Below are 16,975 nucleotides of genomic sequence, written 5' to 3' on the forward strand. Positions count from 1 at the left end.
TTTATATACAAAATATAGGTTCTTATAATCTAAGACTAATAATAAAATATTTAGAATTTCTTTATTACCAATTAAGACTTAGAAAGAACTTACCTGGGATGATAAATAAATACTTTACGCTTTTTGCGGTTAATTTATAATTTTTAACAATGATGAAACTTACTAAAAAAAGAGTTGTTTTATTTTTACTTTTTATTTTCCCATTAATTTGTTTTTTAATTTTATCAACCGGAACAAATAATTTTAGTAAACTACCTGTTGTTACAAGCAATGTTGTAGATATTTCTACGTTAGATTCATCAAACACATTTGAAGGAAAGATTTCTGTTGTTTGTTTTTTAGGAAACGATATGGATTCTAATAAGGGTGGATTCTTTAATTTGAATGAGAAAATTTATAAGAAATTTATAGAATATAATCAATTTCAAATCATTGCTGTTTATCCAAAAGGAAAAGAGAATGAGGTAGCTGTTCTTAAAAAAGAAATAGGTGCTTTTACCGATATGGTAAAATGGAAATTTACAGCAGGCTCTAAAGAACAAATTAAAGCATTACACGCTGGGTTTAATTCAAATGATACATTATCTAACTTGTATACATCTAATGTTTTTTTGATTGATAAAAATGGAGATTTAAGAGGTAGAGTGAATGATGCAGATAGCGTTGATGGAAAATTATTTGGCTATAATATGAATTCAGTTTCTGTGTTAAACGCAAAATTAAAAGATGATGTATTGGTACTTTATTACGAGTATTATGCAGCTTTTAAAGAAAATAATAAGAACAAAGCAGATAGAAAAGAAGTAGGGTTATGAACAAAAAGTATTCTTATATAGGTGTTTCATTTATTATTCTTTTATTCGGAATTTATGTTGTTAGAAACATAGATAGCAGAATAAATAACAATGATCTTGTTCAAGAAGATAGATTGAATATGGTTGATAAAAAAGGAACAAGCAAAAATGACTTATATACATTTAACAAAGTTCCAGATTTTGAGTTTGTAGATCAAAACGGAACAACTATTAGCAATAAAGATTATAAAGGAAAAGTATATGTGGTAGAATTTTTCTTTTCTACTTGTCCAACTATTTGTCCTTTAATGAATCAAAAGATGATTACAATTCAAGATGAATTTGCTTCCAATAATAATTTTGGAATAGCTTCTTTTTCTATAACGCCAGAAATTGATACTCCAGAAGTTTTAAAGGAATATGCTAAAGTGAATCAGATTACTCATAAAAACTGGCACTTATTAACTGGTAAAGGAGAAGATGTAGTGTATGATTTAGCTAATAAAGGTTTTAAACTGTTTGCGGGTAAAGGTGCTGAAGAACATGGTGGGTTTGAACATTCTGGCTTATTTGCTTTGGTAGATAACGAAGGAAATATTAGATCTAGAAAAGACGAGTACGGTAATCCTATTATGTATTACAGAGCTTTGTCTGAACAAGGTTTTGCAGACCAGGTTAAAGAATTAAAAGAAGATATTAAAATTTTGTTGAATGAGTAATTTAGCACAAGAAAAAAAGTATAAGAAAATTATAACTGGTTTATCCATTGTAATTCCTATAGCTGTTGCAGCTTTGTTTGGTGTTAATCTAAAAGATTTAGGTTTTAATGTAGAACCGTTAACATTTTTACCACCAATTTACGCTTCTATCAATGGCTTTACAGCTGTTCTTTTAATTGCAGCAGTTATTGCAGTTAAAAAAGGAAATGTAAAATTACACGAGCAACTTAATACAGTTGCAATAGCATGTTCTCTTATTTTTCTTTTGCTTTATATTGGATATCATATGACCTCAAACTCTACCAAATTTGGAGGTGAGGGTGCTATAAAATATATTTATTATTTTATTTTAATAACGCATATTATTTTATCAATAATTGTAATACCATTTGTACTCACAACTTATATGAGAGCAAAATTGGGTAATTTTCCACAACATAAAAAAATAGCCAAATTTACATTTCCTTTATGGTTGTATGTTGCCATTACGGGTGTGATTGTCTATTTAATGATATCTCCTTATTATGTATAAAAAAAGAGTTTTAGTATTGTTTTTGATGATGTTTTTTACATCGAAAATTTCATTTTCTCAATGTGCAATGTGTAAAGCTGTTGTAGAAAATGGAGATAGTTCTATGGCAGAAGGTATTAATAATGGAATAACCTATTTAATGGTATTTCCCTATCTTTTAGTAGGTCTTTTACTTTTTGTAATTTATAGATATAAAAGGATAAATGAGAAATAGGATTATAAGTGTTTTTTTTTGTAACAAATTTTACTTTTAGTCGTCTTATTTTTAACTTCAAAAGAAAAGTTATTCTTTTGTAATTACAATTTATATTATATCAACTAAAAAATAATACGTTTTGAAAACTAAATTGATCCTATTTGTAGCTTTTTTAACTACTATTACTACCTTTTCTCAGAAACAATGGACACTTAAAGAATGTGTAGATCAAGCTTTAGAGAAAAATATTTCTATCCAACAAAATAAATTAAGCTTAGAGCTAGCTAAAAAAGACGTTGCTATTGCTAAGGGAAATTTTTTACCAAACTTAAACCTTTCTACTGGAGGAAGATTTAATGCAGGTTTATCTTCTGATGAAAACGGAGTATTAAAAAATACAAATAATTTTTCATCTAGTTTAAGTTTATCTGGTGGCGGAATTATTTTTAATGGTTTTAGAAATACGAACACTTATAAACAAGCTCAATTAGGTGTAAAATCTAGTTTGTTAGATCTAAAGAAAATAGAAAATGATATTTCTTTATTTGTTGTAAATGGTTATTTAAATATATTATTTGCCAAAGAAAACTTAAGTTCTGGTAAAGTGCAGTATGAGATTAGTAAAAAACAAATTGAAGCTGCCGAGAGTAGATTTAATTCTGGAGTTATTGCTAAAGGAGATCTTTTAAACGCACAATCTACAGCTGCTACCGACTTACAAAATGTTATTGCACAAGAAAATGCTTTAGATTTAGCATTGTTAAACTTAGCGCAATTATTACAAGTACCAGTTCAAAATTTCGATATTACTTCTATAGATGTTGGTACTCCTACATCAACTTTATTATTTAAAAATTCTGATGATGTATATGAAAAATCATTAGAGGAAATGCCAGAAATCGAAAGAGCTCAATTGGCTATAGAAAATGCAGATTTAAATATTGATATTTCTAAAGGAGCTTTTTTACCTACTTTATCGTATTCAGTTAGTTCTGGTAATTCTTATTATCATCAGTTTAATAACTTGTTACCAAATCAAACAAACTCTTCTTTTTTCACCCAGTTTGAAGACAGATTACAACACGGATTAGGTGTTTCTCTTAGTATTCCTATTTTTAACAGATTTCAAACAAAAAATAGTGTTGCTAAATCGATGATCAATAAAGAGATTTCTGAAACTCAATTAGAGAGTGAAAAATTAAATTTAAAGCAAACGATAGAACAATCTTTTTTAGATGTTAAGTCTGCATTAAAAACCTACGAAGCTTCAACTATTTCTTTAGAAGCACAGAAAGAAGCTTTTAAAAATGCACAAGAGCGTTATAATTACGGAACCATTACTTTGTTTGATTTTGATCAAGTAAGAACCCGTTTGGTAAATGCAGAAGCTACCATGATAAGCTCTAAATACGATTATGTTTTTAAAACAAAAGTTTTACAATTCTATTCTGGAGAATTGATTCTAGAATAAAAAAATAAAGATTCCTTATGAAGCCTCGCACATTTGCGAGGTTTTCTTTTTTCTATAACTTATATTTGCATAAAAATAGAACAATTGGCAATTATCCTTAACATAGAAACGGCAACCAAGAACTGCTCTGTAAGTCTTGCAAAAGACGGACAAGTTATAGCAATAAAAGAATTGAATAATGGTAATTATTCTCACGCAGAAGTATTACACCCTTTTATTTTAGATGTATTAAATGAAGTAAATATTACTTCTACTGAAATAGACGCTGTAGCCGTTAGCAAAGGTCCGGGATCTTATACTGGTCTTAGAATTGGAGTTTCTGCTGCAAAAGGGCTTTGTTTTGCTTTTGATAAGCCTTTAATTTCTATTAAAACATTAGAATCTTTAGCGCATGCTACTTCTGTGGACAAAGGTATTATTATACCGATGTTAGATGCTAGAAGAATGGAGGTGTATTCCACTGTTTTTAATGAGGATTACGAGCAAATAAGAGATATTAAAGCAGAGATAATTGATGAAAATTCTTTTTCAGATTATTTAGAAACAAATACCGTTTACTTTTTAGGTGATGGAGCGCATAAATGTAAAGAAATAATTACCCATAAAAATGCTGTTTTTATTGATGATAAGTTCCCTTCTGCGAAAGAAATGGCAATATTATCTTATGATAAGTACAAAAAAAACGACATCGAAGATGTCGCTTATTTTGAACCATTTTACTTAAAAGATTTTGTGGTTATTCCTGAAAAGAAAAAGAAACCTACCTTTTAAAATATTATTCGTTTTTGTTGATGTTTACTCTGTGTGGATAAGGAATATCAATTCCTGCTTCATCTAGAGCTTCTTTTACTTGTTCCATAACTTCAAACTTAACTGTCCAATAGTCTTCTTTTTTTACCCAACCTCTGGTAAAGAAATTGATAGAACTGTCTCCTAATTCAGATAAATTAACTGCAGCAGCAGGAGTTTTTAAAATTAATGGATGGTTGTTTAAAATGCCATAAAGAAGATCTTTTGTTTTCTTTATATCAGAATCATATCCCACACCAAAAGTAAAATCTACACGACGAGTAGCTTCTGTACTATAGTTAACAATATTACCATTAGATAACGTTCCATTAGGAATTATAATTTCTTTATTATCTGTAGTGTTTAGTTTCGTTGTAAAGATTTCAATCTGTTTTACAGTTCCGCTTTCACCTTGTGCTTCAATAAAATCACCTAGTTTAAAAGGTTTAAAAATCATAATTAAAACACCTCCAGCAAAATTAGCAAGAGATCCTTGCAGTGCTAAACCAACAGCTAAACCTGCTGCTGCTATAATTGCTGCAAAAGAGGTTGTTTCTACTCCTAGTTTAGAGATAACAACTATAATTAATAATATTTTTAGTGCCCAACCAAGTAAATTACTTAAAAAAGTTTGAAGCGTAATGTCAATACCACCTTTATTCATTGCCTTTTTAGCACCTTTAACAACTAGTTTTATAACTAATAAACCAATAATTAAAATGGCTAATGCTACTAATACTTTAGGCGTATATTCAATAATTAATCCTTCTAAATACTCTAAATATTTTTTCATTTTTTATCTTCTGTTTAAGAATTAAATGCAAAAATAAAGGTTTCTTATTGAACAAGAAAAAGTTTAACTATAATATTAAAAGTGAAATAATACCTAGGGTTGCTGGTATCGTTTGTATATAAAGTATGCGGATTATCTTTATAGAATAGGCTCCATAAAGTCCTGCTATTGCAACGCAAGATAGAAAGAAGATTGCAACATCTACTTTTACAGCTATTAAAGACCATATTAGTCCTGCAGCTATAAAGCCGTTATATAAACCTTGGTTTGCAGCCATTCCTTTTGTTTCTTCTGCAAATTCTTTGGTTTTTATAGCGAAGGCTTTCATTGCTTTTTCTGAGGTCCAAACAACCATTTCTAAATAAACGATATATATATGAATGATAGCAACTAAGCTGATAAGAATTATTTGTATAGTATTCATTGTGTTGTATTAGTTAGATTGATTTAATTTTTCATCAAAAAAAACCGTAGGTTCTTTTATCTTTTAATTTACTTGAATGTGATTTTTAAGTTTACTCTAAATTCAGCAAGCTCATCATTATTAACAACAGCACTTTGCGATTGTACAAAAATAGATCTTATATTTTTTACTGATTTAGAAGCTTCTTTTACTGCTATTCTAGTCGCTTCTTCTCAACTTTTTTCAGAATTAGCTAATACTTCAATAACCTTCATAATTGCCATCATGTTTGTTTTAAATTTATATATAGTAAAGGTATTGTTTTTATTCTTAAAACTTCAATGTTAAATTAATGTTACCAAAAGGTTGCTTAATTGTAAGTTTCTACGTATATTTGAACATGTAATGTAACAATAAAAAATTATCATCATGAAAAAAATACTAACACTTATAGTTCTTTGTGTAGCAACAATAGGATACGCACAAGATAGAGAAACAACTTATACCATAGAAGGAGATTTAGTGAAAGCTACTTATTATTACGAAGATGGTTCTATCAGTACTGAAGGGTACTTTAAAGATAAAAAATTAACAGGTCAATGGACTCGTTTTGATAAAAACGGGAATAAAACTCAAATTGCCAAATACAATGATGGCAAAAAAGTAGGGAAGTGGTTTGTTTGGAATGATGAATCTTTAAAAGAAATTAATTATAACAACAATGCAATTGTTAGCGTAAATTTATGGAAACATGAAGCTAAATTTGCTGCTAATAAATAATTTTTATTTTTGTTTAGCCAATTAACGGGCTATTGAAACTCCAAAAAAGTAATTTTTTGGAGTTTTTTTATGGACCAACTACACTTGGTTATTTATTAAAACGTTTTCATTTCTATAATAAGAACTGTTTTAATATAGTTTGTTAGTTTTAAATATAAGAACAGCCTATCTACTTTTATTTTTAATTCTAGTTTATTTAATGAGCTTGTTGTGCTATGTATCGTTACATAATATCGCTACATCAAGTTATTTTAAGTACTTTTTGAACCAGTTTATTACTTTTTCATTCCTAATATTACGGTGAGTATTTAATCCATGGTCACCATTTTCTACAATTTGATAATCAAATTCCTTATTCAGTCTTTTCATTTCTTCAATCATCAATTCTGCATTTATGGGCTTTACTCTCCAATCATCCGATCCATGTAAAATAAGCGTTGGTTCATTTATTTCATTTACCCATTTTATTGGAGACCTATAGTCGTACTCCTTTTTAAAATTGATAGTGTCACCAACTAATTCTTTTAATACTTTTTCATACATTTCTGGTCGAGTATCAAAATCAAGTCTTGGATCCGTAGGAGCACCAACAACCGCAATAGCTTTAATTTCATCGGTTAATCTCGAAATTTGGTATGCATTTAGACCTCCTCTTGATATTCCGTATACTCCAATATTTTGATTAGAAAATTTAAGGGATTTATTGATTTCAATAAGTTTAAGGATATCATTTAAATCTTTTCCTCCATATTCATCTTCTCCTTCACTGTGCATATTTCCTCTTAATTGAGAAGACAGTATTATAAAACCATTTGAGGCTAAATATTGTTGATATATTAAACTTTTCGGTGTAAAAGTACCAAAATCTCTATTACCTCCTCTGTTATAAATTATGGTAGGATATTTCTGTAAATCTTTCGGTTTTGTTAGATAACCCGTTATTTCAAGACCATCAGATTTGTAACGAATTTTATAAGTTTCGGTAGGGATTTTAAAATCGTTATTTGTTTGTATTAGATATTGGTAGTCTATTAAAGGTGATAAGTTTTCTGTTTTTTTAATATCTTTGTTACAACTAGAAAAAAGTAGAATTGAAAATATTAATATTAAGTAAGTTTTCATATTTAATTTGTTATAATTTATGAATATTAAAAAATTTTAAGGCATAAAAAAAACGTTTAGAGTTTTATCTCTAAACGTTTTATATATAATGTATTATAAATTACTCTACAATTAAAGTAAAAGGAATACTATATTTTACTCCTACTGGCTTACCTCTTTGTCTACCTGGTTTCATTTTAGGTAATTTTTTCATTACACTAATAACTTCACTTTTAATTTTTGGGTGTGGAGCTCTTGCGTTAACGTCAACAATATTACCGTTTTTATCAATTTTAAAACCTATAAATACTCTTTTTCTACCAGAAGATAATCCTAATTCGTTTGGTAAATTAGCATCAAACTTTCTAGAGAAGTGCTTTTGTACCATTTTACTAAAACAAGCTTTTAACTCGTTTTTACTTCCTTTACATCCAGGAAATACAGGTACATCTTCAATAATCATAAAACTTACGTCTTCTACAACTTCCTCTACTTCTTGAATTTCTACAATTTCTTCAACTTCTACAGCTTCAGTTTCATCTGTTTCAGTAGATTCGATTACAGTTTCTTCAACTTCTTCCTCATCCTCTACAATTTCTATTTTCTCTGGTGCTGGAGGTGGTGGAGTTTTTGGTTTAATAGGTTCTATTTTTTCAGTAATTACTGTTTCTTCTTCCATATCAGCATTCATACTCACTGTACCTAAGTCTCCAATAACTTTATCATAAGTTTTGTTCTCTATAGCTGCGTAAGTTACAAATAGTGCTAAAACCAAACCTATTTGCATAAAAATTTTACTGTAATTTTCTAAATTTGATTTCGGGTTTTTTTTAATTTCCATTGTAAAGAGTTTTTAATAGTTCGCTAATTTAATTAAATTATTGGTTTATATACAAGTCTTAGTATGAATTAACTGTATTTTTTTTCAAAATTAGATTAAAAATAATAAAACCTAAGAGAATACCTACTGTATTTGCTATTGCATCTTTATAATCTCCTGTTCTATATGTAGTTAATGTCTGTTGTAAAACTTCAATAATTATGCCAAAAAAAATACAACAAATAACAATCACATATTTTAGAGTTGGTTTTCTATAAAAAGAGAATAACCAAGTTACAGAAAGTGTAAAGTAGGCAATAAGATGATATATTTTATCAACGTTATCGATACCTATTTCTATCTTAGGCATTCTCCTTAAACTCAAATAAGCAATTGTAATTGTTATGAATATTGCAATGATAAAAAGGTTATCCTTCAATAAGCTCTTGATACGCTGCTGCATCCAATAAATCATTTATTTGTGAACTATCTGATATTTTAATTTTAATCATCCAACCTTTTCCATAAGGGTCTGAGTTTACCAATTCTGGTTCCTCTTCTAATTCTTCATTAAACTCTATTACTTCTCCTGATAAAGGCATAAATAAATCTGAAACAGTTTTAACAGCTTCTACAGAGCCAAAAACGTCTCCTTCTTCTACAGTATCGTCTAAAGTATCTACATCTACATAAACGATGTCTCCTAATTCTCCTTGTGCAAATTCTGTAATTCCTACAGTTGCTATGTCTCCTTCAATTTTAATCCACTCGTGATCTTTAGTGTACTTTAATTCTGATGGTAAATTCATTTTTTTAAATAGTTTTTGTTGTTATGTTATGTTTAATTTCCTCCTAAGTTATAAATAATATTAAATCCTCCATTAATTGCCTGTCTAGGAAAAGTGGTAGAGATTGCATATCTAGATGTTTGATGGTTGTAATAGAATGATGCGGTTAAACTATTACTTAATCTATAATCTGCGGTAAATTTAATAGAAAAAAGTTTTTGTCCACCACTAATTTGATCATTATCTTCATCTACAGATCTAATTTGTGTAATATTATCTCTTAAAGACACATCTGCTCTTAAATTGACGTCTCCTTTTAGTGTTTGTTTCTTTCCTGTAAAACGCGTATTGAATTTTACGTCTTCAAAAACATAGCCCATTCCAAATATAAATTCTGTTCCAGAAATATCTGTTAAGGTGCTGTTGTTAAAATTCATGGTAAGCGTTCTGTCACTTTTTATTTCTCCTCTTAAAGAGAATGAATTTCTCATTTTCATATCTAGTTTAATTAGTGGAGAAAATTCATCTACTAAAGTAACTGCAGATACTAACAATTCTGATTCATAATTGTTGGCAGCATTTAAGTTTGCATACGGATTATTGGTATCATACTGTAAATTATTAGTAAAACTAGATACAGTGTAAGAAGATCTATAACCGTGTGAAACTACAAAATTACTAAAGTTCTTCTTGAAGAAATTAAACTTCATTAAACCATTGTAACGCAATGTCCAGTTAGGGATAGGAATATCTCTAAAAAGACCTGTATTTACTTTATCTGGACTTTTACCAGAATAAGCAGCTATAAAAGCAGGTAATAAAACTTGCTGACTATTGGCACCAAAACCACTTGCAGGTACTACATTTTCTGTAGCTAATCTGTTTGAAATGATACTTCTATAATTTCTTAAATTCTGAAATAAAACATCTCCGTCTGTAAATGCAGTAGAAATCATAGAGTAACTGGTACTAAAGTTTCCTGTTTCAAAGAAAGGAGTATTTTCAAATTCATTGCTGCCAGATACAAGGTCTAGTTGCTGAGAGAGATCTCTTGTTTGTATTTTATTACCTCTAACATCTATATTTAAATCCTTAATTGGTTTTAGTGTAAATGTGTAATCTAATTTATTGTAATGTGTTTTGCTGTAAGTTTTACTGTAATATTCTTCTCCATTGTTTCTAGATACAAACCAACCTTGTTCTAAAGCTTTATTTCTAATATCTACTTGGCTACCAAAAGCGAAAGAGGTAGGAGCTCCGCCTAAAAAACCAACATCTTCTGTATACCCTGGTAATAATTGACCGTTGTTTTCTGAATAACTTATTTTACCTTGTTTTACAGAAGTTAGAACATCGTAAGTACCTTTTAAGATCTTTTTACCGATAGATAATTTTTTGTTTTGCTTAACTCTTCCTGGAGTTCTTGGTAAACTTGCACCTTGATCTCCTTTTGCACTTTTACGTTGATTTTTAGTCAATAATAATTTTTCGAAACCAAGCCCTTTGTAAAAAGCATCAAAATTAATAGTGGTATTTAAATTGTGCGTATTTGCATTTTGTATGGTGTTTCCTATTAAGTTTACAGAAGCTACATCTAGACCATTAACGTCTATGGTACTTTGTGGCGCTGCTTGCCAATCAAAATCTGCTGTATATGCATAATCTGCTTTTATAAACTTTAAAAAAGGAATTTTATCTATTGGTAAATTATATGTTCCGTTTAATGCTTGATGGTAATGATTGGCTCTTCCTGTATTAAAAAAGTCATCAAAAACTTGTATTTCATCATCGCTACCAAAAGTATCGTAAATATAGCTGTTGGTGGCATTAAAGTTTACTTGTAACGATTTTGTTAAATCGAAACCAATAGTATAATCCCAATCAAATAAATATCTACGCTGTTTTAACTCTGGTTGTTCTGATAAACCAGACACTAAATTTCTAGATTGTTGTTCATTATAATATCTGTTGATACTAGAATTAATTGCAAAAGTTTTAGGAATTGGATTAAAATTAAAGTCCTTTAAAAGTTGCCAATATTTATTTCTAAAAATAGAATCATTATTTTTAAATGGTTCTAATGGTTTAGAATCGAAACTAAAATTATAAGATGCAGAAGCTCTTACACTTTCGTTAATTCTTTTTTTAATGTTGTAATTTCTTTGAAATTCTTTGTTATGAGCATAAGAAACAGCTACGTTTTCTACGTCATAAAACTTAGGTTTTTTTGTAGAATTAGGGTTTCTATTCTTCTTAACGTTAGTAAAGCTAATGCTTGTTCTTTTGGTATAATCTCTAGAAAATTCACTATTTTCATTTTCACCTAAAGCATCTGCTAATTCTACGTCTTGAAACTGAGGATCGTATTTTGGGTCTATATAAACCTCACCAATACTATAACTCATTGGTAATTGAATTCCCCATTTTTTAGGAGTTAATACTTTACCTAAATTTATAGTAGTAGCAACATCATATTGTTTTGTTTCATCTAAACTACGTTGTCCTACTCTGTCTTCTACATTACCAAAACCAATGGTAGACATACTACCTGATAAAGATATATTTGCTACATCGGCAAAATTTGCATCGGCATTTAGTACAGCTGCCCATCCACCTTCATTATCAAAACCAGAAGAACGTAACTCATTAAACCAAACCTCACCACTAATTGGTGATGTTGTTTTGTTTTTTACTCCTAAAATAATTGTTTTTAATTCTGCTAACGTTGGGTTTCCTTTTACGGAAATTGTATACGGTATTTCGGCATCTTGCTCAATAGAAGTATAGATATCTGTAATGGCAACACCAGCTCTGTCTCTTTCTAATTTTACCAATCCAAAAGTTTCTAGAAAGGCATCTAAATTATTTGCTTCTGGCCAAAGATCTAAAGCAGAAGTACCATTTTGAGATACTTTTAAAGGGAGTTCTATTTGATAAAAGTTATCATCTAAATCTGTACCTAATCTTATAACTGCAGAAAAATCATTATCATTAATAGCAAGTGCTCCTTCATTTTTCTGAAGGTGCATAAACATTTTTAAGTTTTTAAATCTTCTTAAATCAATGCTTATGTTTTTATAAATGGCTCTGGTTTCGTTTGCAGGTAAATTATTTACTTTTAAGGTAACAGATTGTTCATTTTGTAATTGTACGCTAGTACTACCTTGTAATTGCTCTCTTTCTATTCCTGGAGGCTGAATGTAGCTTCCTTCATTTTGTTCTATACTTACAACACCAACTTCAAAATCTTTTAATTCATTTTCATCTAAATCTTCTGGTGTAGAAATAGATTCGTCTAATGTTTTTGTATAGCGTCTCCAATCTCCACGCACCAAATCTAACTCTCCAAAACGAAGTACTACCGGTATTTTAAAATTAGTTAAAAACATTCTCATAAAACGAATACTATTAAAATCTGAAATACCATTTACAGGTGTTCCGCTTCTAATAGGTACTCTAAATTGATACCAAGTTGTTGTTTGGTTTGCTCCGTTTTCTAAAGTTACATCTGTTGTTTTTTTATCAACAATAAAATTCTTACCAACAACCAAATCGTTTCTATTCATAGAAACTTTATACTCGTAGTAACTTTCTACGGTATTCATCGTCTGATCTTTATTAATATCCTCTACATCTGGATAGGTTGTAGATGAGGTAGGGTAGCTTTCTGTAGACTGATTTAAGGTTGGAGAATTTCCTTGTGTATTGTTATAATCTTTATACCTAGTAATTATAGAAGCACGATTTGCGTCTAACTCACTACCTCTAAAATATTGAAAATTATCTGATGCAGGATCATTAGGGTTTAATTTACTAAAGTTAGGAAGGGTTGTGCTGTACTTCGCAAATTCTTCAGCATCATTTAAACCATTATATCCAAGATCTTGATTTGCTCTAGACTCATCATTTTCATCAAAAGCATAAATTATAGAGGAGTTTGTTGGTACTTTACCCCAAGTTGTTTCTACGGTATTTATTTCTCCACCAGTTTCTGGTAAACCGTTTTCAAACATTTTACGACTATCTTTTAAGATGTCTTCAGAAACATTACCTAAGTTTAAGTATAAATCTCCAATTTGGTTTGATGGATCTTCTGGATTCATGCCTATAGGTAAACCTTCTGTTTCAGTAATTGAATAATTTTCATAAGGATCCATTACCCAAAACTGCACATATTCAACATTTGCTTGATCAAAATTGTTGGTTGTTAAAGCTCTCATAACTCCTGCCCATCTATTTTGTGGGTCAGAGAAAGTTCCGTCTGCTTTTACGTTAATACCGGTATCAAAATTATAAGAACCTCTTTCTGATGGGAAATAAGCTAAATCTAAAGTTCTTATTACTGAGTTCTGTGTAATATCTAACTGCACATTAGGGAATAATTCTCTATAATTAATCTGTCTAGTTTCTGCTCTAGAAAGTTCTGCAGCGTTAATATTTGGAGGTGTATCTCCAGCACCGTAAAAAATTTGATCTATATTATACCACGCTAATTTTCCTCTTTGATAATTGTAAGATAAATCTTCTTGATCTCCATTAAAACCTGCGAAAAATTTGGGGGTACTTGCTTCATGCCAATCTAATGGTGATAAGATACTAATAGGTATTTGAGAAGCTTCAAAATCATCTATATAAGAGGTTGCAGTACCCGCTACATCAATGCCACTTGGCGTACCAGGAAGTAAGTATGCCATATCTGCTCTAACCGATAAATTAGAAGGCACATCTGTGTCTACAAAGGGTAATTTATTTGCCAATTTTGTAAAATAAGGTACTTCTGTTGTGTAATCTATATTTGCCCCAAACATGGTGTTGTTTATTGGGTCTGAACCAAAATTTACTTTAGGAGTAATAGGCTTTTCATTTACATTTAAAATGGTTGCTCCAATAATAAATTTATCTGAAAATTTATGTTCAACATCTACTCCCATAAATGTTTTTTGTTGTTGATTAAATACAGCGTTGTTTTCTGTAGAAACACTTATTGGCGTTCCGGAAGCTTGCAAGCCACTGTCTATAATTTGTACACGACCCAATTGATAATCTACCACATAGTCTACACCTTCTACCAATTGTCTTCCACCTGCGGTAACTGTAACAGATCCTCTAGGTACATTATAAGCACCAATTGGTATTCCTCCAGAATTTTCTGATTTAAAATATCCTTTTAAATAGTATTTATCTTTATTTTGATAGTTGTTTTGCGCGTTTACTTTTGTATTTAAATAGAGTTCTTTAAATAAATAGTTATTGTCTACAGTCTCATCTAAACCAACATCATTGGTGTTCTGTTGTACCAAATCATTTCCAAAAGGTTCTGGTTCTGGGAAAAAGATAAATCCTTTTTGAGAATTAACAGTAATGCCTTCTACAAAATCAAAATATCCATCTGGAGTTCTATATTGACTTTGATCTAATTGATCTAATTTAAAAACTTGTATTAATGGTAAATTGGTAATACCTGCAGTATTTGCATTTTGTAAAACATTAGATGAAATACCTGTTTGATCATCTCTATATTGAATTTCAAAATAGAAACCATCCTGCGATAATGGATAGGCACCTAAAGCATAGACGTTTTTCATCATTAAACGCCAAGTAGGAAAAGCTTCATCTTCACCTGTGTTTATGTTTGCACGCTTTGTTTTTAAAATCTCACTACGTAATAATTTTACTGCTAAAGTTTGTGGAGATTGAATACCATCATTAGAAAATTCACCCACTTTAAAAGAAGTTTCTGTGCTGCCACTAATTCCTCCTGCAACAGTATATTCATAAGCAACAGCTAAAACTTCACCATCATTTAACCTACTATTTAAAGATATAAAACCTAATTGAGAGTTTAAGGTAAACTCACTAGTGTTCAATTTTCTTGCATTTTCTAACACAGAATAATCTGTACCCTCACTCATATTATAAGGTTGTAAGGTACTATTTATGGTAGAAATACTTCTAATACCACTAGTTGTAGTAAGTAAATTAGATAAATTATTAGATTCGTTTGTTGGTATATTTCCTCCGGTTGTTGTTGGCGGACTTGTAGGTTGTACTGCTCCTGTTTGGTTTACTAAAACATCGGTATCAGACTCACCAATATCTGCTAAAGCTACAATACTTCTGTAATCTTCTGTGCTAGAACTTGTGTTGGTTACCCAAACTTCTACCCTTGTAATATTAATTTGGCTATTAATTAAAGGATAATTTTTAAGAGAATTTGCGTAGTTGTCTATAAAATATTGCGATAAGAAAAAGTGACGGTCATTATCGTAATCTGTAGCCTTTAATTGAAACTCTTGTATAGAAGCACCACCTTCTGAAACTGTTGTTGTACTTTCTGAGTTTTGCTGTGAGAAAACAGCGGTTATATTTGTGTTACCAAATTTTAACTGTGTTTTTACACCGAATAGACTTTGTGCCCCATTAATTAATGAGTTTTTAATGGGCATAGAAATATTACCAGCTTCTATTCCTTGTAAAATATCATCTTCTGTTGGCTCGTACCCAATTTTCACTAAATTCTGAAAATCGAAAGTAGATTGTGTGTCGTAATTTGCTGTAAAATCTAAACGTGTACCTACTTGTGCACGAATACTTGCGTTAATTTGTTGGTCAAAATCAAAGGTAAAACTACTTCTGTTTTCTTCGGATAATTGCGGGTTTTCTGTATTCTGATAAATAAAACCTAGCTTTAAATTTAAGCTTCCGGTAGGGGTTACTTTAATTTCACTTCCTCCAAAAATAGTTTTAAATAAGTCAGATTTTACATAATAGGTTGGTAGTAGGTCTTTTTGAGCTTCTTTAGATCCTTTTTTGTTAGAGTTCGTAGCACTTACTTTGTCTTTATAATACTGCGTCATATCTCGCCTTAAACGATAATCTGCGTATTCTTTTTGTGTTAGATAAATAGGTGTTTTTGTATAATAATCGCCTATTTTTTCTACAATTACATACCTGTTTAAATCTTTATCAAAAATAATTTCTTTCTCTGCCAGATAATCTAAAAATAAACCACCAGTTTGCTCTTTTTTAAAGTTATATCTTAAGTCTAGAGTGTCCTTTTTTACTGTTATGGAATCTGTATCCTTATCTGTTTGCGCATAAGAGGTGTTTGCTATGAAAGCAAAAGCAAGAAATAAAAATATTTTTTTCAAAAAATTTTTCAAAATTCTTATAAATTTTTTAAGGCTAGTTTTATTAAGTTTTCTACGGTAGCTTCCGGGTTTTCTTTTAAAATTGTTGAGATCACTTTCTCTGATTGCTTTTTATTAAACCCTAAAACTTCTAAAGCAGATAACGCTTCATCCTTATTGGTATTGCTTGTAAAAGTAGAAACTTCATCAATATTAAAGGTTTTTAAAATTTTATCCTTTAAATCTACAATAACTCTTTGTGCTGTTTTTGCACCGATTCCTTTTACAGATTGTATGAGTGGAACATTTTCTGATGCAATAGCATGTTGTATTTCTTCTGATGTCATAGATGACAACATCGTTCTTGCAATACTTGGTCCAACACCTGAAACAGAAATTAACAGTTTAAAAACTTCTCTCTCTGTTTTTGTAAAAAAACCAAAAAGGGTATGTGCATCTTCTCTTATTGATAAATGTGTGTATAAAACAACAGCTTCATCATCGGGTAAACTAGAGAAAGTATTTAGAGAAATATGTAATAAATAACCAACTCCATTGCAATCTACAACAACCTCTGTTGGGTTTTTTTCTACCAACCTTCCTCTAACTTGTGTAATCATATATTTCTTTTTCTAAGCCTCTAAAGTAAGAATTTATTT

General features: G+C 29.9%; 15 protein-coding genes and 1 pseudogene. 7 read left to right on the top strand and 9 right to left on the bottom strand.

Translation table 11 applies throughout. From position 1 onward, the window contains the following. Positions 1–149: 149 nt before the first annotated feature. The 6 genes from GQS57_RS05650 to tsaB all read left to right on the top strand — a co-directional run bounded on the left by GQS57_RS05650 (position 150) and on the right by tsaB (position 4,483). Positions 150–815: a hypothetical protein gene (locus GQS57_RS05650; protein ID WP_165731606.1), complete on the top strand. Its 666-nt coding sequence runs from the start codon at positions 150–152 to the stop codon at positions 813–815. Continuing rightward, a complete protein-coding gene (locus GQS57_RS05655) occupies positions 812–1,513 on the top strand; it encodes an SCO family protein (protein WP_165731607.1) in 702 nt (233 codons plus the stop codon). Before GQS57_RS05650 ends, GQS57_RS05655 begins: the two co-directional genes overlap by 4 nt. Then, complete coding sequence (locus GQS57_RS05660; protein ID WP_165731608.1) at positions 1,506–2,045, top strand: DUF420 domain-containing protein; 540 nt, start codon at positions 1,506–1,508, stop codon at positions 2,043–2,045. The genes GQS57_RS05655 and GQS57_RS05660 overlap by 8 nt, the downstream gene beginning before the upstream one ends. Then, complete coding sequence (locus tag GQS57_RS05665; protein WP_165731609.1) at positions 2,038–2,259, top strand: hypothetical protein; 222 nt, start codon at positions 2,038–2,040, stop codon at positions 2,257–2,259. The genes GQS57_RS05660 and GQS57_RS05665 overlap by 8 nt, the downstream gene beginning before the upstream one ends. A 121-nt stretch (positions 2,260–2,380) precedes the next feature. Further along, positions 2,381–3,712, top strand: coding sequence for a TolC family protein (locus tag GQS57_RS05670; RefSeq protein WP_165731610.1), 1,332 nt, complete (start codon positions 2,381–2,383; stop codon positions 3,710–3,712). An 84-nt stretch (positions 3,713–3,796) separates the two neighbouring features. Continuing rightward, on the top strand, positions 3,797–4,483 hold the full coding sequence (tsaB, locus tag GQS57_RS05675; protein WP_165731611.1) for a tRNA (adenosine(37)-N6)-threonylcarbamoyltransferase complex dimerization subunit type 1 TsaB: 687 nt from the start codon (positions 3,797–3,799) through the stop codon (positions 4,481–4,483). 4 nt (positions 4,484–4,487) lie between these two features. Here the strand turns inward: tsaB and GQS57_RS05680 are convergent, their stop codons facing one another. The 3 genes and pseudogenes from GQS57_RS05680 to GQS57_RS05690 all read right to left on the bottom strand — a co-directional run bounded on the left by GQS57_RS05680 (position 4,488) and on the right by GQS57_RS05690 (position 5,981). Beyond that, complete coding sequence (locus GQS57_RS05680) at positions 4,488–5,294, bottom strand: mechanosensitive ion channel family protein (protein WP_165731612.1); 807 nt, start codon at positions 5,292–5,294, stop codon at positions 4,488–4,490. A gap of 67 nt (positions 5,295–5,361) precedes the next feature. After that, positions 5,362–5,718: a DUF1304 domain-containing protein gene (locus GQS57_RS05685; protein ID WP_165731613.1), complete on the bottom strand. Its 357-nt coding sequence runs from the start codon at positions 5,716–5,718 to the stop codon at positions 5,362–5,364. 68 nt (positions 5,719–5,786) lie between these two features. Then, positions 5,787–5,981: pseudogene (locus GQS57_RS05690) on the bottom strand (dodecin family protein). A 145-nt stretch (positions 5,982–6,126) separates the two neighbouring features. Between GQS57_RS05690 and GQS57_RS05695 the strand changes: the two are divergent. Then, complete coding sequence (locus GQS57_RS05695) at positions 6,127–6,477, top strand: toxin-antitoxin system YwqK family antitoxin (RefSeq protein WP_165731614.1); 351 nt, start codon at positions 6,127–6,129, stop codon at positions 6,475–6,477. 246 nt (positions 6,478–6,723) lie between these two features. On the opposite strand, the gene GQS57_RS05700 is transcribed toward GQS57_RS05695, so the two are convergent. From GQS57_RS05700 to ruvA, 6 genes are all read right to left on the bottom strand, one after another. Further along, on the bottom strand, positions 6,724–7,599 hold the full coding sequence (locus GQS57_RS05700) for a S9 family peptidase (RefSeq protein WP_165731615.1): 876 nt from the start codon (positions 7,597–7,599) through the stop codon (positions 6,724–6,726). 100 nt (positions 7,600–7,699) lie between these two features. Further along, entirely contained in the window at positions 7,700–8,419 is a 720-nt protein-coding gene (locus GQS57_RS05705) for an energy transducer TonB (RefSeq protein WP_165731616.1), read from the bottom strand. A 58-nt stretch (positions 8,420–8,477) separates the two neighbouring features. Next, positions 8,478–8,768: a VanZ family protein gene (locus tag GQS57_RS05710; RefSeq protein ID WP_240915438.1), complete on the bottom strand. Its 291-nt coding sequence runs from the start codon at positions 8,766–8,768 to the stop codon at positions 8,478–8,480. 58 nt (positions 8,769–8,826) lie between these two features. Further along, positions 8,827–9,207 carry a glycine cleavage system protein GcvH gene (gcvH, locus tag GQS57_RS05715; RefSeq protein ID WP_165731617.1) on the bottom strand — a complete coding sequence of 127 codons (381 nt, stop codon included), beginning with the start codon at positions 9,205–9,207 and terminating at the stop codon, positions 8,827–8,829. A 32-nt stretch (positions 9,208–9,239) separates the two neighbouring features. Further along, the gene (gene sprA / locus GQS57_RS05720; RefSeq protein WP_240915439.1) at positions 9,240–16,337 is read right to left on the bottom strand and encodes a cell surface protein SprA; all 7,098 of its coding nucleotides are present in this window, start codon (positions 16,335–16,337) and stop codon (positions 9,240–9,242) included. Positions 16,338–16,354: 17 nt separating this feature from the next. Beyond that, positions 16,355–16,936 carry a Holliday junction branch migration protein RuvA gene (ruvA, locus tag GQS57_RS05725; RefSeq protein ID WP_165731618.1) on the bottom strand — a complete coding sequence of 194 codons (582 nt, stop codon included), beginning with the start codon at positions 16,934–16,936 and terminating at the stop codon, positions 16,355–16,357. Positions 16,937–16,975: the final 39 nt, after the last annotated feature.

It is taken from the genome of Polaribacter sp. 20A6, from assembly GCF_011378915.1.
Classification (GTDB): Bacteria; Bacteroidota; Bacteroidia; order Flavobacteriales; family Flavobacteriaceae; genus Polaribacter; species Polaribacter sejongensis.